This is a genomic window from Endozoicomonas atrinae, from assembly GCF_001647025.1.
GTDB classification, from domain to species: Bacteria; Pseudomonadota; Gammaproteobacteria; order Pseudomonadales; family Endozoicomonadaceae; genus Endozoicomonas; species Endozoicomonas atrinae.
In genome coordinates, this window is record NZ_LUKQ02000009.1 from 15,581 (window position 1) to 34,314 (window position 18,734).

Below are 18,734 nucleotides of genomic sequence, written 5' to 3' on the forward strand. Positions count from 1 at the left end.
AAGACAATAAATTTTTAAATCAGAAGCGGCAGCCATACTCTATGACGCTGTCGGTAAAACAATAAAAAATAATCATGGGATGGAATGCGTGCAGTGAAGACTTTTCTTTCGACGACAATCGCCAGTGCATTACTGCTCAGCGGATCTGTTCTGGCAGAAGCGACAGAGTCCTCTCAGACTTCCGTCAATAATAACATTCCTGAAGAACTGCCTTTTACCGTTACTGAAGAACGGATCCGGTGCGCAAGTTATGAGCCAATGAAACAGCCATTATTTGGCGATCTTCATGTGCATACCAGTTACAGTTTTGACTCATTTGTTTCCAGCCAGAGAAATACACCCTGGGACGCCTATCGTTATGCCAAAGGGGAAGCAATCACCCTGCCGGATGAAAGCGGCGACCAGAAAGTCATTGCCCAGATCCAGCGCCCCCTGGACTTCACAGCAGTCACGGACCATGCCGAGTTCCTGGGACAGATCAATGTCTGTACCGATGACCCCACTGAACCGGGCTACTGGTTTCCCTATTGCATGATGACCCGAAGCAACACCTTTCCCATACAGCTGCTGGCAGCAAGTTACTGGCAGGATCTTGGGGTCAGCAGCACCCGGGAGAACAGGGACAAGTCCTTTGCCTGCACACTGTCTGACTGTGATGAAGGACAGGCTAAATACTGGAGCAATATCCAGCAGGCTGCTGAAGATCATTATGACCGCACCGAAGCCTGCAATTTTACGACTATGGTCGGTTATGAATACACCGATGCTCCTCAATACAAAAATATGCACCGGAACGTCATCTTTCGAAATGACAAAGTGGCCGAAAAAACCATCTCAACCTACGAAACCGGCAGTTATAACTACCCCGAACTCTGGAAAGAGCTCCGAAAAGAGTGCACAGATAAAGGCAATGGCTGTGATGTTATCTCCATCCCCCATAACCCTAACCTTTCCGGTGGCCTGATGTTCCGTGACCCACTCAACGATGAAGAGCGGGATAATCGAATCTATTTTTGAGCCTCTGGTTGAGCTGGTTCAGCACAAAGCGGCCTCTGAGTGTCGTTATGATCGACTGGCAGGCCGGGGTGTCCAGACCCAGGACGAACTCTGTGATTTTGAACAGGCCGTGGCTGACAACCTGAGTATGCTCGGAACGGTGTACGGCAAAGTAATGACAGAGACGGCCAAACCCGTTCCGGTGGAAGAGTATGCGCCACGCAACATGGTAAGAAATGCCCTGAAAGATGGCTTGAAGCTTGGCCAGGAAACGGGGGTAAACCCATTCAAGATGGGCTTCATCGCTTCCACCGATACCCACAGTGCCACACCAGGGGGAGCGGAAGAGGACAACTATACAGGTCACCTGGGCAAACGGGATGCCGGTTATCGAAATGTACAGGACCACTTTTTTGATAACCCTGGTGGTCATGCGGTGGTCTGGGCTGAAGAAAACTCCCGAGATAGTATCTTTAATGCCCTGAGAAACCGTGAAACTTATGCCACCAGTGGCACTCGCCCTATTGTCCGTTTTTTTGCCGGCTGGGATTTCACTCCGGAAATGTGCGGTTCCTTTGACCTTGTGCAACAGGGGTATAACCGCGGTGTTCCCATGGGCAGCGATATGAAGCCAAGGCCTGGCAGTGAAGCACCCACCATACTGATTACTGCATTGAAGGATCCGGGTATTTATGGTCATCCCGGTACTGACCTGCAACGACTTCAGGTCATCAAAGGCTGGGTAGATGAAAACGGCAAAACTCACGAGAAAGTAATCGATATTGCCGGCGACCCGAATAATGGAGCCACGGTCAATAAGAACACCTGTGCGCCCGAAGGCCAGGGATATACCAGCCTGTGTGGCGTATGGCAGGATCCGGAATTTGATCCTGAACAACCCGCCTTTTATTACGCCCGCGTTGTAGAAAACCCCAGTTGCCGTTGGAGCACCCTCCAGTGCAAGTCCTATGGTGTTGACCCTTTCTCACCGCAGTGTGAAGCCCAGGCGGCTGAACAGACTGAAAACATGGATGGCATGGGGGATATTTTCGGTCGTTGCTGTATCGACCCGGAGACAGAGCCGTTTTACTCACCCACGATTCAGGAACGTGCCTGGACGTCACCAGTCTGGTACACCCCGGAAGGTAAGGAACCCATCAAAACAGCTTCTACTGAAAGGTAATTCACCATGATAAGACGTATCGGCAGGCGTCTGCTGTTGTCACCATTAATGCACTGCCTCTGGCTTGGCCTGACCCTTCTCTGGGTCACTGCCGAGCCTGAGCCAGCCCCGATGATTGCGATCAGTGAGCAGCAGATAAAAGATCTTCAGGTTCAGTGGCAGTTACAGACCGGCAGGGTCCCCGACAGCCAGCAAACAGAACGACTGATTGCGGTCAGTATTGAACATGAGATCCTGTTTCAGGAGGCCATGAACCGACGGTTCGATCAGTTGCCTGTCGTCAAAACCCGGCTGCAGCAACTGGGTGGATTTCTGAAACTGACCGATGGCGATGCCAGTGACCGTGAAAGGGAGGCATTGAAACTGGGGCTCGATCAAACCGATCCGTTGATTCGTCGATACCTGATCTCCGCCATGCAGGAAGTGATAGCGGCTGAAAGCCCGGTTGAAGAGCCGGATCAAATAGCGCTTGAAGCTTATTACCAGAACCATAAAGAGCAATACCGGCAGCCTGCCACAGTGAAAGTCAGCCATGTCTTTTTCGGCGGCTTCGGACAGCAAGGCCTGAACAGGGCAAATGGTCTGCTATCCAGTATGCCAGCCAGCACAAATGAAGCCATTCAGTCTGGTGACCCATTCTTCCATGGTCATCAGTTGCCGTTGCTCAATGAACAGCAATTAGCGAAAAAGCTGGGCCAGGAGTTCGCTCGCCAGGTGATGACGCTTGAGTCAGGTCAGTGGCATGGCCCTGTTGCCTCCAGCTATGGCTATCACCTGGTCATGATCGAAGAGAAACAACAGGGACTGTACCGCCCTTTGGCTGAAGTAGCTGAGAATATTCGCTCCCTCATTCTCCGGGATAGACGACTGTCGATGTTGGATCAGGAAATAGAAGCGATGAAGAGAAACTACATTATTGAGATCGCTGATGTCAGCCTTGATGCCTCAACCATCACCTTCCCGGATTTCAGCAGGAGCCAAACCCTATGAAGCATGGAGTACTACTTATATCACTGCTACTGATGCTTGTGGGAAAGGCCAGTGCACACCCGATGGCGCCTGGACTCTGGGTCATGAATGAGCAAAGCCCCGGACACTACCTGGTGATCTGGAAAACCTCGTTAAAGCCCATGCCCGGTATCAGCCCTGCGCCCATTCTCCCCGAAGGCTGCATCAGCGATGGCCAGCTGAGTGGCCGCAAAGAGGGAACCGGAAATGTCGTTCAATGGACGACTGACTGCTCCTCCATTGAGCGTATAGGCAGTGAGTATCGGGTGGAAGGTCTCGATGGTAGCCCATCTGGCGTTCTGTTCCGCATGAAAACACTGGATGGCAATAGATATCACCGAATGCTCAGCAGTGATAGCCCATCGGTCACCATTGAGCCTGCACCCGGTGCCCTGGAGGTTATGTGGACCTACGTGGTTTCCGGCTTTGATCACCTGCTCTCCGGGTTGGACCATGTTTTCTTTGTCATCATGCTGACACTGTTGGTGGGCTGGGGAAGACAATTGTTCTGGACCATTACCCTGTTTACCCTGGGGCACTCCGTCACCCTTTCGTTAACCGCCCTGGGTTATGTCAACTTCCCTGTGATGCTGGTTGAATCCATTATTGCCCTGAGCATTGTGGTGGCAGCTGCCGAAGTGATTCGCAATGATAAAAGCAGCCTCTTCAGACGGCACCCTTGGTTAATGTCCGGAGGGTTTGGCCTGCTACACGGCATGGGATTTGCCGGTGTATTGAGTGAGTTTGGTCTGCCACAAAATGATATCCCCCTGGCTCTGGCCGCTTTCAATATTGGCATCGAGGTTGGGCAGTTGCTGGTGATTGCCGCCTTCATGGTGTTGTGGAAAGGTTTGCTGATGGTTAAATCTGACTGGTCCCAATGGTCGCAGAAACTGGCCAAACTGCTTCCAGCCTATACCATTGGTGCAGTGGCTGCTTTATGGTTCTGGCAACGAACCAGAATTGAACCGCTACTTGCCGGTTAACCACGAACTCATTCCTGCCCTTTGCGGGAATGAGAATGATGCTCCCATAAAGAACACATTAAACCGTAGCAGCTGTATCGATAATCAGCTGCCGCAGCCATTGGTTAGCCGGATCTTCTTCTTTCGCAGTAGACCAATATAGATGCAGTGCTTTTTCTGGCACGTTGAAAGGCAACTCCAAGGTTGCCAGATCGAAATTGACCGCCAGCTTCCGTGGAACGGTCAGGGCAAGATCGGTGACTTTGACCAGCTCAGGTGCCGCCAGATAGTTCTGCAGGCGGGCAGCAATTTTTCGCTTCTTACCAATTCGGTTCAGAGCCAGATCAATATGGCCAGGGCCTTTTGGTCTTGAAGAGGTATGAATGTGGTTCAATGTTAAATACATATCCAGTGTCATTTTTTGGTGGAGCACTGGATGGTCTTTCCGCACCATACAAACGTAATCATTGCTGAGCAGCAGCTGGTTTTGCAGGCGCTGATCCATAACCTGGGGCGACTGGATACTGAAATCCAGGTAAAAAGAGGTCAGATTTTCCGCCACCTCATCCTGAGGAATGTGCCGGGTTTCCAGCACAATACCCGGAGCCTGTTCACGAAGCACCGGTAATAATGCTGGCAGCAGCAGTGCCGACGACAGATCACTCATACTGATGCGAATCACTTTCCTGGTTTCCCTGGGGTCAAAGTGACTCTTACTCATCAACCCATTATTTAACAGCCACAGCGACTCACGAACTGGTCCAATCAGGTTTTCGGCAAATGCCGTGGGTTTCATCCGGTCGCCATGACGTTCAAACAGTGGATCATCCAGAGAATTTCGAAGCCGGGAAAGCGCATTGCTGACAGCAGGCTGGGTGATATTGAGAATTCTGGCCGCTCGAGTCAGATTCCCTTCTCGATAAATAACTTCAAAAACGATAAACAGATTCAGGTCGATTTTGGCCAGTTGCATTTTTTATGGTGTTATCTATGGATGATGGCCACGACATCTTATCGCAGTTTATTTATGCCTCCAATTAATTGACAGGGTGATGACAAATATCTGGAATTAGCGAGAGTATTAATAATACTCTCGCTCCCATGCTCGCTATGGAAACGAGGCTGCTTCTATGGCTATTAATGCAGGCAACACTTCTTGAATTTTTTACCACTGCCACAGGGACAGGGATCATTTCTGCCGACACCGGCTGGTGAGGAAGTAAACGCAGGTGTTGGTTGAGAATGCTCACCCTGCTTTGGAGCCGTCTGGTTGATCACCATGTTCTCCAGATTGGTTAACAGCTCGTTGCCCTCTCCGGAATAACAGGTCAGCTGTCTCAATGCAGCCACCGCATCATTCAGGTAGCAGTAGAACTCACCTTCCTGCTTCATTACTGACTTGTTAATCACTTCCGGAGCCACACCACAGCGCAGTTTAAGCTCGTCCAACGTGATGTAATAGGTATCCGCCCACTCTTTTTCATAGAGGTCTTTCAGGGCTTCCATAAAACTCTCAGGCTGAGTGTTATAACAAGCCTGAACCCAGGCATTCCAGACCTGATTCTTTTCCTGTTCAAGACCATACTCATAGAGCTGATGCAGATAAGTCGTCAACTCCTGAAGCTCAAGGTCTCCCTGTTGATAACGGACAACCAGAGATCCCAGAGCCGCATCCCGGACATATTCATCAATACTGGTGTTTTCAATGATGGATTGCAGGGGGCGAATATCACCCGGACAGAGTGTCGCAAAGATCTGGCTTAGCCGGTCACAGACCACCTCATCAAAATCATCGCCAATGGCAATATTGTCTTCAGAGCTCATGGTGCTGAACAGGTCAATGACAATAGGCCAGGCTGCTGGTTCACGAAACTGCGTCAACAGATAAAGCGCATGAAGTGCCAGACGGCTTTTTGATGATGAACTGCTGCGCTTGCCACGGATTTTCACCGCTGCAAGAGCCTCCAAGAGCACCGGTGTGATCTCGTCCTGATGCTGGGCAGCTTCTCTTAATGCCGACAGAGGCAGTTCACTGGATACCAGGGAAAGGCTTTTTTTCAGCCTGGAGATATCCTCGGTAGAAAGGGGCATAACCAGTTAATCCAACATATAAACAAATTGGGCGCTAGGATAGACCTTCACGACGTTAAGATACAGCTCTTGAGGCTTGTATCAGATTATTCTTTTCAAGGGCTGTGTATATCTTTCGGGCCGTTTTAGCCAGCCTGTGGATATCTCCAAGGTTTGGTTTATCACCCGCATTCAGGCGCATGCTCCAGTCTGACAGTTCCTGATCCAGAAACTCCAGCAGTTTTTTGGAGCACCCTTTACAGGTACCTGAGCACAACTCAGCCTCAGAAAGGCCAAAGGGAATTGCCCCTCGAATATCATTGATCAGAGAAGCCATCGCATCCGGTGTTGAAGGTTTCATGACTGCTTCTTCAAATGAAAAGGTGAGAATGGCATCAGAACAGGCAAATTTCGATCCGCATTATTCCCAGATGACTTACCCTGGTTTTATCCCGATAATCTGCGAATGAATGATACTTTTATTGTCCCCTGCTGTAACGAGCCATTAACCGAACTCTATCGCGATGAGTGCATCGTCGTTGTGAATAAACCGGCAGGCCTGCTCAGTGTTCCCGGAAAACCACCCAATCATGAAGATAGCGCGTTGTCACGGCTGCAGAAAATCAACCCGGAAACTCGCGTTGTTCATCGGCTGGACATGTCCACCTCCGGACTGATGGTCTTTGGGCTTGATGCAGACAGCCATCGTGCATTAAGCCGACAATTTCAGGATCGTACGGTTGCCAAGGAGTATATTGCCGAAGTATGGGGAAAGCTTGCGGAGACAGAAGGAAAAGTAGAACTGCCACTGCGCTGTGACTGGCCAAACCGCCCGAAACAGATGGTTGACCATGAGCTTGGTAAACCATCACTGACGCTCTTTCAAGTGATTGACAATCAGAGGTCGGCATTTGATCGGGTACTGCTCAAGCCAGTTACCGGTCGCTCTCATCAGTTAAGAGTTCACCTGGCTGAACTGGGGCACCCAATTCTAGGCTGTGAGTTCTATGCCCACCCTGATGCACAACAGGCCAGCCAACGCCTGAACCTGCATGCAACAAGACTGAGCTTTACTCATCCGATAGCTGGAGAGCTGATGACTTTTCAGTCAGAAACGCCTTTCTGATTTATCAATTGATACCAACAGTTTCACTGCTGGTATCAATAAGGTTTGCTATTTACTCAATACCCTGACTGCGCAGGTAATCGTCATAAGTACCGTGGAAGTCCACAATACCGGTATCCTTGATTTCGATGATCCGGGTGGCCAGAGATGATACAAACTGACGGTCATGGGATACAAAAATCAGGGTGCCTTTGTAGTTTTCCAGCGCCAGGTTCAAAGACTCAATGGATTCCATATCCATATGGTTCGTTGGCTCATCCATCAACAGGATATTGGGGCGCTGCTGAATCAACTTACCAAACAGCATACGACCCTGCTCACCACCGGAAATAACCCGAACGGATTTTTTCAGATCACTCTGAGAGAACAGCATCCGTCCTAATACGCCGCGAATAACCTGCTCATCATCACCCGGATTCATCCACTGGCTCATCCAGTCGAACAGGTTCATATCCATATCAAAGTCAGAGCTGTGATTCTGGGCGTAATAACCAATATTGGCATTTTCTGACCATTGAAGGGTTCCGGTACGCGGAGCCATCTTACCAGCCAGCGTATGCAGCAGAGTGGTTTTACCAATACCGTTCTGACCGATAATGGCAATACGTTCACCGACCTCAACCATCATATTCACTTTGCTGAACAGGTCATCTTCATAGCCCTGGCTCAGCTTTTCCACAACCAGTGCATTACGGAACAGTTTCTTTTCCTGCTCAAAGCGGATGAATGGGTTCTGACGACTGGAAGGTTTAATCTCTGCCAGCTGAATCTTATCAATCTGCTTCGCCCTGGAAGTCGCCTGTCTGGCTTTGGAAGCATTAGCAGAGAAGCGGCTGACAAACGACTGAAGCTCGGCGATCTGGGCTTTTTTACGGGCATTATCTGCCTGAAGACGCTCACGGGCCTGAGTCGCTGCCGTCATGTATTCATCATAATTACCCGGCATCACCTGCAGCTTACCGTAATCCAGGTCCGCCATATGAGTGCAGACACTGTTCAGGAAGTGACGGTCGTGAGAGATAATGATCATGGTGCAGTCACGCTGCTTCAGGATATCTTCCAGCCAGCGGATAGCGTTGATATCCAGGTTGTTGGTCGGCTCGTCCAGCAGCATGATTTCCGGGTCTGCAAACAGTACCTGAGCCAGCAGCACGCGCAGTTTCCAACCTGGAGCTACAGCACTCATCAGCCCGTAGTGCTGCTCAATAGGGATATCCAGACCCAGCAGCAATTCGCCAGCACGGGCTTCTGCGGAGTAACCATCCATCTCACCAAACTGAACTTCAAGGTCTGCTACCCGCATACCTTCTTCTTCCGTCATTTCAGCTTTGGCATATATCGCATCACGCTCTGCTTTTACTTTCCAGAGCTCTTTATGCCCCATAATAACAGTATCGATGACCGTATAGTTTTCATAGGCAAACTGATCCTGACTCAGTTTAGCCATACGTTCATGAGGGTCTTTGCTGACAGTTCCTGAGGTAGCTTCAAGCTCACCGCCAAGGATTTTCATAAAAGTTGACTTACCACAACCGTTGGCACCAATGAGTCCGTAACGGTTACCTTCGCCAAACTTGACGGAAATGTCCTCAAACAGGGGCTTGTCACCGAACTGCATGGTGATATTGGCTGTAGAAATCAAATTTATTGTCCTGCTCTATATTTAATGAATCAGAAAGTGCCGCGCAGACTACAGTGACTATTCCCTTGAGCCAATAGGTAGTTTACAAATTCTGCTGATCCGGATTTTAGTACTTTCCCCTGACAGTAATTAATACCGGTAAGGTTACTGGTTTACATATCACAGGAAATATCGGCCAGCTCTGGCTAAATATCAACATTTTCCTGCCTGCAAATTAGTCTGACTCTATTCATTAACTGGGTGGGAACAAGGCTGTTCTTTTATTTGTCAGAGATTTTCATAGCATCTATATACAGCTAGCTATTTTGCACAACATATCATTTTGGAGGCTATACATATGTTTAGTTTTTTTACCACCTTCTGCTCTTGTACACGTGGTGCAAGCGCTCCTTCGGGAGAAATAAGAAAGCCGATAAATGCTACTGGCCAACCAGCTATAAACGATGGGAGAAGTATAGAAATACAAGAAGGTACTACAAATGAATTACCAAAGTCGTGCTCATTAATAAAGGATGACTCTCCTCTTCAAAAGAGAGTTACTTTTGAAGAGGGGGCTCTTGGAACTGAAGGGCTTCAGGCCAACTCAATAGAGGACTTACAGCCTTTGAGCTTTCAACAAATATGTGACTCATTTCCATACGCATGTGACGATGAAGAAACGATAGAAAGAACGCTAAAGGCTTTGGGCTTTTAATACCTTGGTGAATTACTTTCAAAATTTTGTCAGCGGCCATACGCTGACTACCCACCCCAATATTTGATAAATGTCCAAACGGCCACTGAATATTTTTCTGATAAATACACAGCACCTTCAATAAATCAGAGCAAAGTAAATATTGCCATAAACCATCAATATGTGACCCTTCTCGCATGCCCTGTTAATAAAGCTCAAATCTCTGGAGCCCGATTAGAGGTTCTCTTAAAATTCCACAAATTTGCCTATAAAACGTATTTGAGGAAAAAGCCTTTTTTATGGACTTCAGAAAAACGCTTTTCACTGTATTGCTGATGACCACCTTGACCGCCTGTAAAAGTGGCGACTCATCAAATTCAGACTCCACTCCTGCTCCCGATCCTGTCGAACAAGCCCTGCAAGTCGCGTTTCAAACAGGCGATGCCTCAGGAATTCCCTCTGCTGAAGCACTCACACAAAAAATCGATAACCTGATCGAAACGGGGCATGGTCAGTTCAATCCGGTCATCTATCGTCTGTTTCAGCTTAACAGTGATGGTTCAGCCAATGCCAACAGCCTGACCAATATTGACTGGGATGTCACCCACGACTCAGCCATCATTGCTCCGGAATTTGGCAAGTCAGCGACCTTTCTTCAGGCAAATGCTTCCGACCGAAGTGAGTTTGACCCTTTAAAACCTGGTGGGCTTGGTGTTCTAGGAGAAGAAGGGAGCAGTCGTTTCATCGCTTTATCATCCAACCCAATGCGGGTCTGGAAGCGGTTTCCCAGCGCCGTCAATGATCAAGCCAACCAGTTGATGGTTAACAGCATTGACTGGCTGGCAGGACAACCTCTGAACAGTGCCGAGCCCATGAAGGTGGTCATTGCCCAGATGGATGAGTCACATTATTTTCCTGATCAATCCAGCACACGACTCTGGCTGGATACCTTTATGCCGGGACGGGTCAGTTACAACGATCGGGCAGCCTGTAATGGCGCAGCCCTTTCTGACTGTCTTGAGGGTGCTGATGTGCTGATCGTCTCTTCTTTCGGAGAGCTGACAGAAGGGTTGAAAGACGGCATCAGCAAAGCACGAAATCAGGGCATTGGTATTCTGTACCTTCACTACTATCGTGATGATAATACCATCAGCCAATACCTGCTTCCGGCCATCAACGCTAACTTCGTTGCCAACAATTACTGGAGCTATCTGATTCTCAGAGGGTTCAACATTGTTGAGTGGGGCAATCCTCTGTCCACAGAAGTTGCAGCAGTAAACCGTCTGCTCACCACGCTGAAAAATCAGGGAAACAATATTAACTTTGCCCAGTGTAATGGCAACGACTGTTCCGAGGCAGAAGGATTCAACGTCGACTTTCTGGATGGACTGCAAACCATGCAGCGCCAGCTCCGGCAACTGGACAGAAACAAGCATGCCATCTTTACATCCACCAATGATGATAAAGCGCTGTGGCGCTGGCTGGTACTTCTGGCTGATTATTATCGGGCAGAAACTGAATACCCCCTGGATAAGTTGAAAAGCACGGAAGATTTTGTAAAAGCGGCCTTTTCAGATTTTGGTGTTTATCAATACCGTTCAACTAACGCTGTACCTGCTGATTTGGGTAATTTCGGGCGAACTGATTTCAGCCATGTAACACCGAGCAGCAAGACCATAAACATCACCAGTAAAGTGCCTTTCCGTTCAGCGGGTGTCTTTGTCATGCCCGGCAAGCCAGTCACTGTTCACCGTACCGATAATACAGACGCTGTCGTCAGTGTTTTTGTAAACTCCATCCGTGATGGGGCCACCCACTGGCTGGATAATGATGGCTATAAACGTCCCCGTTATCTGTGGGGGCAGGAAATGATCATCGCACCGGGTGAAACCCTTACCTTTACCTCTCCAAATGGCGGCCCTCTTCAACTGCGATTTGACCGCAATGACCAGCAGGTCAGCCTGAATGTCAGCAATATCGGTCTGCATCCCTACTGGACAAAACCTGAAGACAATGAGGCGTTTGCAGAGGCTCTGGCGAAAGGCGATTTTGACTGGGCTGAACTGGTCACTGACGGTTTTGAAGTCCACTCGCGGCTGGATCTGATGCGCCAGTCCATGAGCAACTGGAATAATTCGGCAGCCGATCTGGCGACAGTGACGGATCGTTATATGTCTAACCTGCCTCATATGCTGGCAGGCTTTCGTGGTGATCGTATTGATCAAGACCCCGAAATTATCCAATTCGCCGAACAGCAGGGGTATAGCATTGATCTCATTGATCACGTGAAACACATGAATGCGGATCAGGCCACCTGTGGTTACGGTTGTTCTGGCAACCCTTACGACGCCTACTGGGCATTTGATCCACTGGGGCATGGCGACCTTCATGAACTCGGCCATGGTTTGGAGAGAAAACGTTTTTTATTTGAAAGCTGGACTCCCGGTCATACCGCCACCAACTTCTACTCCTATTTCTCCAAGTCCCGTGCTTACCAGGAGATGGGTAAGGCACCCTCCTGTCAAAACCTGCCCTTCAAAACACTGTTTGACTGGTTGCAGGAGTCCCAGAACTCAGAAGACCCACTAGCGTCCATACAGAATAAAGACTTCAAGAACTGGAGCAGTGGAGCCGCCATCTATCTGCAGATGATGATGGCAGCACAGAGTCAGGGAGCGTTAACCGATGGCTGGATGATATTGCCAAGACTGCATATCCTCGAACGGGAGTTTTCGCGGGCACTCAGCAACAGCGATACCTGGAATGCCAAGCGTATCTCCCTGGGGTTCAGTGAATATACGTGGGAAGAAGCCAAAAGCATTTGGAGCCCAACGCCTGAATTGCACAATGACTGGCCATCCATTGCGCTGTCGATGGTCACTGGCCGCAATATGCTCAATTATCTTTATAAGTGGGGACTAACCAGCAGTGCCAAGGCCCAAAGCCAGATAACGGCTCTGAATCTTCCCCCCATGGAAGCCATCTATTACAAAACCGATGGAAGTCAGTTCTGTGAGCAGTTTGACAATCCTGAGATTCCCATTGAGAAAGGAATGGTTTGGGATACCCCGGTAGCACCTTAATCTGGCTATTCCATGCAGTACCAGCTGGTACTGCACAAACCAGCAGCAGTTGAATATCCGCCAGAGACCATTAAACTCTCTGGCTTTTAGCCATACTGCCCATCCCGATGCCCATCTTACTTCGTTGCCCAGTCTGTTTTGAAGCGCTCTCACCAGAACAAAAAAGTGCTGTATGTAAAAACAACCATCAGTTTGACCGGGCACGCCAGGGCTACCTGAACCTGCTCCCCAGCAATAAGAAACGCAGTAAAAACCCCGGCGATGATCAGATGATGGTGGAAGCACGGACACGCTTTTTAAATCACGGTTACTATCAACCTGTTATTGATGCATTGATTGATAAAATTCAATCGTTCAGCCCTGAAGCACCTCAAAGCATTCTTGATGCCGGTTGCGGTGAAGGCTATTACACATCGGCAATACAAGAGAAGCTTGAAGATAGTGAGGTCTGTGGATTTGATATCGCAAAACCCGCCATCCTGGCCGCCAGCAAACGGAACAAAGCCATAGAGTGGCTGGTTGCCAGTGTTAGTGATCTTCCATTAATGGACGAACAGTTTGATGTAATCATCAGCATATTCTCCCGCAGTGACTGGCCAGAATTTTCCAGAGTTCTGAAACCCGGTGGACATATTGTTATTCTGACACCCGGTCAAAACCATCTAATGGCACTTCGCCTTGCAATTTATGATGAAGTCCGTCCTTATCCGGAAGATAAACGCCTGCAGGACCTGCCGGAACACCTTTATCTGCTGGAAAGCCAGACCATTGATCATATGATGATGCTGGAAAACTCTCAGGCCATTATGGACCTATTGGCCATGACACCGCATTACTGGCATATCAACGCCAGACAAAAAGAGCAACTTGAGCGACTGGATCAGCTGGAGTGTGAACTGGAAATGCGTCTGTCTGTTGTACAAAAGCGCTATACAGAAACACAATGAATCAACATAAGTAAAAATACTGCCTTACATCAATTTTACCAAGCTTGACTGATGGTATAACTGAGACATGGCCATAGCCTAATCGGGGGGTTCACCATGTTTCAGTTAGCTCAGATTTTCACCGGCAAAAGCGACAAAGACCTCTTTACTGTTCTGGCCCTCAAAGCCGATATTATCCTTGCAGTAACGCTGACCATTGCCATTTTACAGCTTACCTTAAAAGGCATGGAAACCAGCTGGATGCTGTTACTGATCGGATCATTATTCTCCATCATTGTTCTTACAGGTCTTAATAAAGGAGCACGCAGAGCTTTAGCAGGCCTTCCCAGCTATATTCCTTACGTATTTGGTATTTACCTGTTTTTTATAGAGGGCTTTGGTCGCTTAACTCAACTTTTGGCAAGCTTTAGCATCTTTGATGCTGCATTGGTTATTCTGTTCTTCGTGGCTGGTAATATTGTAGCAACTGTCGGTTATAATGCTGTCGTCTAGCCAGGCGGCTGGAGCAGTCTCATTAATCCCCAGCTGACCTGGCGTAAGAAAATAATGCAGCCTGGGAAAAAGAAACAACATGGAAACAGAAGCCGTTACAGCCTGGTCACTGGAAATGGCACCTCTTGGAAGAATGTATCCATAAACCAGTGACTGTCCCTTGATTTATACTCCAGGGGAGCGGTAACGCAGTTAAAACAGATCAAGACCTCACCAGATCCAAGTCAGCTCTTGCATTCTTAAGCTGCTCCTCAAGGATCTTAATAGGGTTAGCAAGACTTACAGACACTTTTTTGAGCGCTGAAAACTGATCTTTAATTTTCTTCCAATCAGCATCACTTAGCTCAGGCTCTGGGTAATTATCAAAATTGGCATAATTAGGATTTTCCCAGGAGATCAACTGACCATACTGTTCTCTCATTTCCTGCAAATTATTCTCTATTTCACCCTTTGAATCTTTCATGATGAACAGCTCTGTCTCAATATCGCTCTCTCTTGCAGAAAACGCATCTCGAAACTCAGCACGTTCATTAGGAGTTAACTTCAACTCACTAAACACCGCTTTTGCACCACCATGTTGAAGGGTGCCTCCGTTGGCCGCCATGGCCAGTGCCGTATCAAAATTGCCATGATCAAGAGCAAAGGCAAAGGGTGAGCCACTATACCCAGCCAGTCCTTCTTTATTCAGATCTCCGGGAATAACTTTAGACCGGTTTCCAGCTACTGACTTCAACTCAAGGCTCGACAGGCCAATATCCGGATTTCGGCAAATGTGTTCAGTCATTGCCTTATTCCCACGCTTTGCCAGATAAAACAATATAGGTTCACCTTCCAGCCGGGAATCCATCCACTGCTGGTGCATCTGTTTATCACGTCCACGAGCGGTCAAGTTAGGTGATTCATATGAGGCTTCGGAAACAGATTCAGTGGAAAAGCTGTCTTGGTCTGTTGAGGTCATTTTTTCAACAGTATGACGAAGTCGCTGGGTATCACTTTGATCAATCGCTGTTTTTAAATCGTTCTGGACGTTACTGGGTAATTGCTTTCCTCCGAATAATTTCGTGGAAAGACTTGCAAAAGGCCTGACAAGTGAAATAGCGAATCTGGTCCCAAACTTAGCCTGCATCGGAACAGAAGATAACATCCTGGGCTTAAGCCCTTGGGTACTGGTACTCTCAACTTCCCGAACCCGATAACCCTTTCTGGTCTGCCCTTCTGATATCTGCTGGGGTTTAAGCTGCTCTGAAGGAGCATGCATGGGTGATCCTGTCCGATGCCCTGGATCAAGTGGATTTGTCATGGCTCCCTCCCTGGGAATAACGCTTCCAATAGATATTGTTGTATCCATTAATGATAGTCAGCCTCTGAGATAACTGAGCTTCCAGAAAATCATCAGTGCCAACTATCACCTGCACATGAGACTCCAGGTATGCCATGTGAAGCTAAAAGTCCGATTTACTCTCCTCCTAAGCTCCCTTATTGAATCGTTATTCCGATGCTAAGGTGACGAATTGCAGGCAAAATCTAACGGCCTGCCAGATTTTTGACAGCGCAATAATCTACAAGGGTTTGCGCGCTTTCTATCAAACACAATGTCTGTGTCTGTTTCAGAATACTTTGTGCTACGTTGATTCTTCTATTCTTTGTTGCTGGCAATATTGTGGTAACTGTCGGTTATAATACTGTCGTCTATGCCAGGCGGTTGGAACAGTCTCATTAATTCTCCAGCTGACTTGGCGTAAGAAAATAATGTAGCCTGGGAAAAAGAAACAACATGGGAACAGAAGTCGTTACAACCTGGTCACTGGAAATGGTATCTCCAGAAGAACTTATTCATAAGCCAGTGACCGACCCGGATTTTATAATTCAGGAATGCCAGGTAAAGCAGTTTCAATTCAACCGTTTTCTCTACAGCTATATTGGCCAGCAATGGCAATGGACTGACAAGCTCGGCTGGTCTGATGATCAATGGCGTGACTATGCAGAGAATGACAATCTTCGTCTCTGGGTCGGCTACTACAAAGGAAGTCCAGCGGGCTATTTCGAATTGAAAAAAGCAGAAGGAGATATCGAGATTGCCTACTTTGGCCTGGCACAGCCTTTTATTGGCAAAGGTCTGGGTGGTGCCCTGTTAAGTGCGGCTATTCAAGAAGCCTGGAGCTGGGAAGCCAAACGTGTCTGGGTGCATACTTGTACATTGGATCATCCCTATGCCCTGAAAAACTATCAGGCCAGAGGTCTAAAAGTTTATAAAGAAGAAGCTGACCAAGTGGCATGAGCTTCCTATCTCAACTCAAGCCAGAATGCTTCTGACCAGACGAAAAGACCCAGAAGATACTTAAGTACCCAACTATATAAAATCCTATTTTCTGATTCAGTGGTCAGCCAGAAATATTCGATTTCATATGATCAGGTACTTAAGGGGGTATACAGGTTAACTTACCCGCCAAAGCCTTTAGATTCTGTTCAGCTAAAGCAGCTGAATAGATACTTTCTGTTCAAATCAAGAGAACTGTAGATATTTAGAAAATCCTCAATTAATGTCGCACTGACATTTGTATAGGCAGGAACTATTTTTAGTTTAATATTCCAAGAGTTGGAACAGCATTATGTCTGAGCCTGATGTTGCCAGGAGTATGGTAAACCTGCACTTTTCTCAAATAGCGGCGTCTTACAAAAACAAAAATATCAAGGAACTCATCAGTCACTATACAGAGGATATTGACCTTCTGTTCTGGAATGATATAGGCAGGCCAATAACAAATCGTCAGGAGTTAGCCCTCTGGTATGAAGAACTCTTCTCTCAAAATGATGTTGTATCGATCAGTTTTCAGATTAATCAGGTTTACCGCTGTGAGGATGTTCTCGCCACAGCAAGCCAGTGGAAAATAACACTGAAAAGGCCTGATGACGATTCACCTTTAGAAGAACTGTCTCTGAGAACAACCCATATTTTCAAACGACAGAACAGCAATCATTGGCTGATCTGCCACCTCCATGCTTCACCCGTTCCGTCAGTTAGCACTTAAATAATAAACTCCACCAACCAGTGGCATAGCAAAGTAATAATCACGATACCCGCAAGGTTCAACACCATACCACTGCGCACCATATGACGGATAGGCAACATTCCTGAGCCATAAACTATGGCATTGGGTGGTGTCGCCACAGGCAACATAAAGGCACAGCTGGCGGCAATAGCCGCAGGGATAGCAAGAACGGCAGGATCCATTCCAAGAGAAATGGCCAGGGCTCCCAAAGGAGGGAGAAAGGCGGCGGTTGTCGCCGTGTTACTGGTGACCTCAGTCAGAAAAATAATAATGGTTACTACCAGGGCAATGGCCATCAAGGCAGGCATGTCACCAAGAATATTCAGTGATCCGGCGATCCACTCTGCGAGTCCGGTCTTTCGAATCATCGCTGCCAGACTCAGGCCCCCGCCAAACAACAACAGGACATCCCAGGGTAAACGATGCATCTCTTTCCAAGTCATCAGAAACTCAAGTTTTTTCCAACTGGCTGGCAAGATAAACAATAGAACTGTTGCCACCAGAGCAATCATAGTGTCCGAGAGGTCCAATGATGGAATCATCTCACCCAGCCAGGGTCGCACTATCCAAGCCAGGGCGGTCAGAAGAAAGATCGTGGTTACCGCTTTCTCAGCCCCACTCATTGAACCGTTCTTCTTTTGCTGCTCTTTGATTGATTCCCGAACCACATGATTTTCTTCTCCACTAAGCCGGTATCCGAAGTACCCCAGCCAGACACCGGTAATGGCGAGCATAATAATTGAAGCCGGCAAACCGATAATCAGCCAGTGAGCAAAACCAATCTTTATACCGTACTGCTCCTGGAGAAAAGCGACCAGCAAGGCATTTGGTGGTGTCCCGATAAGGGTGCCAAAGCCTCCGATCGAAGCGCCATAAGCAATGGCCAGCAACAGTGCAACCGGAAAACCACGGCTCATCTTTCCCTGATGACGAATCATCGAGACGACGGATAAACCAATGGGCAGCATCATAATGGTGGTTGCCGTATTGGAAACCCACATACTGATCAGAGCTGTGGCAATCATAAAGCCAAGCACCAGTCGCTTTTCTCCGGTTCCCATAATCATCATGATTCTGAGAGCTATACGACTGTGCAGGTTCCAACGCTCCATCGCCAGACCAAGCACAAAGCCTCCCATAAACAGGAATATAACCGGATGTGCATAGGGAGCAGCCGCTTTATCAATACTGGCCAAGCCAAGCATTGGGGACAGAATCAGAGGTAACAGTGCCGTAATGGCAGTCGGGAGAATTTCTACGGACCAGAATACGGCCATCATCATGGCAAGACCGGCACAGCGCCAGGCCATCTCATTCATCCCTGGTGGTGGCTCAACCAGTAACGTGAATAACTGCAAGGCAATTCCAATCATAAGTCCTGTGAGCCAGAAAAGCGGTTTCCCTTCCTGAGGGCTTTCCTGCTGACTTTCCTGTCGAGCAGGCTCTGGCGTCAATCCCGGAGAACCTGAATTCATGATTCGCTCCATTGCATTTAATAA

General features: G+C 48.1%; 17 protein-coding genes. 11 read left to right on the forward strand and 6 right to left on the reverse strand.

Annotated features, from left to right (window positions below; genetic code table 11):
- Positions 1–93 precede the first annotated feature (93 nt).
- The 4 genes from AK963_RS36535 to AK963_RS02505 are packed head-to-tail and all read left to right on the forward strand — an operon-like array spanning position 94 to position 4,173.
- The gene (locus AK963_RS36535) at positions 94–1,017 is read left to right on the forward strand and encodes a DUF3604 domain-containing protein (protein WP_202969707.1); all 924 of its coding nucleotides are present in this window, start codon (positions 94–96) and stop codon (positions 1,015–1,017) included.
- Positions 986–2,179 (forward strand): DUF3604 domain-containing protein, encoded by a 1,194-nt coding sequence (locus AK963_RS36540; protein ID WP_066013856.1) that lies wholly within the window; start codon positions 986–988, stop codon positions 2,177–2,179. The genes AK963_RS36535 and AK963_RS36540 overlap by 32 nt, the downstream gene beginning before the upstream one ends.
- Before the next feature lie 6 nt (positions 2,180–2,185).
- A complete protein-coding gene (locus tag AK963_RS02500) occupies positions 2,186–3,169 on the forward strand; it encodes a peptidylprolyl isomerase (protein WP_083232407.1) in 984 nt (327 codons plus the stop codon).
- Entirely contained in the window at positions 3,166–4,173 is a 1,008-nt protein-coding gene (locus AK963_RS02505; RefSeq protein WP_066013859.1) for a HupE/UreJ family protein, read from the forward strand. Before AK963_RS02500 ends, AK963_RS02505 begins: the two co-directional genes overlap by 4 nt.
- A gap of 58 nt (positions 4,174–4,231) precedes the next feature.
- Here the strand turns inward: AK963_RS02505 and AK963_RS02510 are convergent, their stop codons facing one another.
- From AK963_RS02510 to AK963_RS02520, 3 genes are all read right to left on the reverse strand, one after another.
- Positions 4,232–5,125: a LysR family transcriptional regulator gene (locus AK963_RS02510; RefSeq protein ID WP_066013861.1), complete on the reverse strand. Its 894-nt coding sequence runs from the start codon at positions 5,123–5,125 to the stop codon at positions 4,232–4,234.
- A 164-nt stretch (positions 5,126–5,289) separates the two neighbouring features.
- The gene (locus AK963_RS31760; protein ID WP_066013862.1) at positions 5,290–6,243 is read right to left on the reverse strand and encodes a DUF1186 domain-containing protein; all 954 of its coding nucleotides are present in this window, start codon (positions 6,241–6,243) and stop codon (positions 5,290–5,292) included.
- Between the two features lie 55 nt (positions 6,244–6,298).
- A complete protein-coding gene (locus AK963_RS02520) occupies positions 6,299–6,583 on the reverse strand; it encodes a hypothetical protein (RefSeq protein ID WP_066013863.1) in 285 nt (94 codons plus the stop codon).
- Between the two features lie 105 nt (positions 6,584–6,688).
- Between AK963_RS02520 and AK963_RS02525 the strand changes: the two genes are divergently transcribed.
- Positions 6,689–7,348, forward strand: a complete 660-nt coding sequence (locus AK963_RS02525; RefSeq protein WP_066013865.1) for a pseudouridine synthase — start codon at positions 6,689–6,691, stop codon at positions 7,346–7,348.
- Between the two features lie 52 nt (positions 7,349–7,400).
- Here the strand turns inward: AK963_RS02525 and AK963_RS02530 are convergent, their stop codons facing one another.
- A complete protein-coding gene (locus tag AK963_RS02530) occupies positions 7,401–8,990 on the reverse strand; it encodes an ABC-F family ATPase (protein ID WP_066013867.1) in 1,590 nt (529 codons plus the stop codon).
- A gap of 337 nt (positions 8,991–9,327) precedes the next feature.
- Between AK963_RS02530 and AK963_RS31765 the strand changes: the two genes are divergently transcribed.
- From AK963_RS31765 to AK963_RS02550, 4 genes are all read left to right on the forward strand, one after another.
- Positions 9,328–9,684 (forward strand): hypothetical protein, encoded by a 357-nt coding sequence (locus tag AK963_RS31765; protein ID WP_139117207.1) that lies wholly within the window; start codon positions 9,328–9,330, stop codon positions 9,682–9,684.
- A gap of 278 nt (positions 9,685–9,962) precedes the next feature.
- Positions 9,963–12,746 carry an ImpA family metalloprotease gene (locus AK963_RS02540; protein WP_066013874.1) on the forward strand — a complete coding sequence of 928 codons (2,784 nt, stop codon included), beginning with the start codon at positions 9,963–9,965 and terminating at the stop codon, positions 12,744–12,746.
- A gap of 107 nt (positions 12,747–12,853) precedes the next feature.
- A complete protein-coding gene (locus tag AK963_RS02545) occupies positions 12,854–13,693 on the forward strand; it encodes a putative RNA methyltransferase (RefSeq protein WP_066013876.1) in 840 nt (279 codons plus the stop codon).
- Positions 13,694–13,789: 96 nt separating this feature from the next.
- On the forward strand, positions 13,790–14,185 hold the full coding sequence (locus tag AK963_RS02550; protein ID WP_066013878.1) for a hypothetical protein: 396 nt from the start codon (positions 13,790–13,792) through the stop codon (positions 14,183–14,185).
- 202 nt (positions 14,186–14,387) lie between these two features.
- On the opposite strand, the gene AK963_RS02555 is transcribed toward AK963_RS02550, so the two are convergent.
- Complete coding sequence (locus tag AK963_RS02555) at positions 14,388–15,329, reverse strand: hypothetical protein (protein WP_139117208.1); 942 nt, start codon at positions 15,327–15,329, stop codon at positions 14,388–14,390.
- Between the two features lie 630 nt (positions 15,330–15,959).
- Here AK963_RS02555 and AK963_RS02560 point away from each other — a divergent pair.
- Complete coding sequence (locus tag AK963_RS02560; RefSeq protein WP_066013883.1) at positions 15,960–16,463, forward strand: GNAT family N-acetyltransferase; 504 nt, start codon at positions 15,960–15,962, stop codon at positions 16,461–16,463.
- Positions 16,464–16,794: 331 nt separating this feature from the next.
- Positions 16,795–17,214, forward strand: a complete 420-nt coding sequence (locus AK963_RS02565; RefSeq protein ID WP_066013885.1) for a YybH family protein — start codon at positions 16,795–16,797, stop codon at positions 17,212–17,214.
- Here AK963_RS02565 and AK963_RS02570 read toward each other — a convergent pair.
- Positions 17,211–18,710, reverse strand: coding sequence for an SLC13 family permease (locus AK963_RS02570; protein WP_202969708.1), 1,500 nt, complete (start codon positions 18,708–18,710; stop codon positions 17,211–17,213). The two genes, AK963_RS02565 and AK963_RS02570, sit on opposite strands and share 4 nt — an antisense overlap.
- Positions 18,711–18,734: the final 24 nt, after the last annotated feature.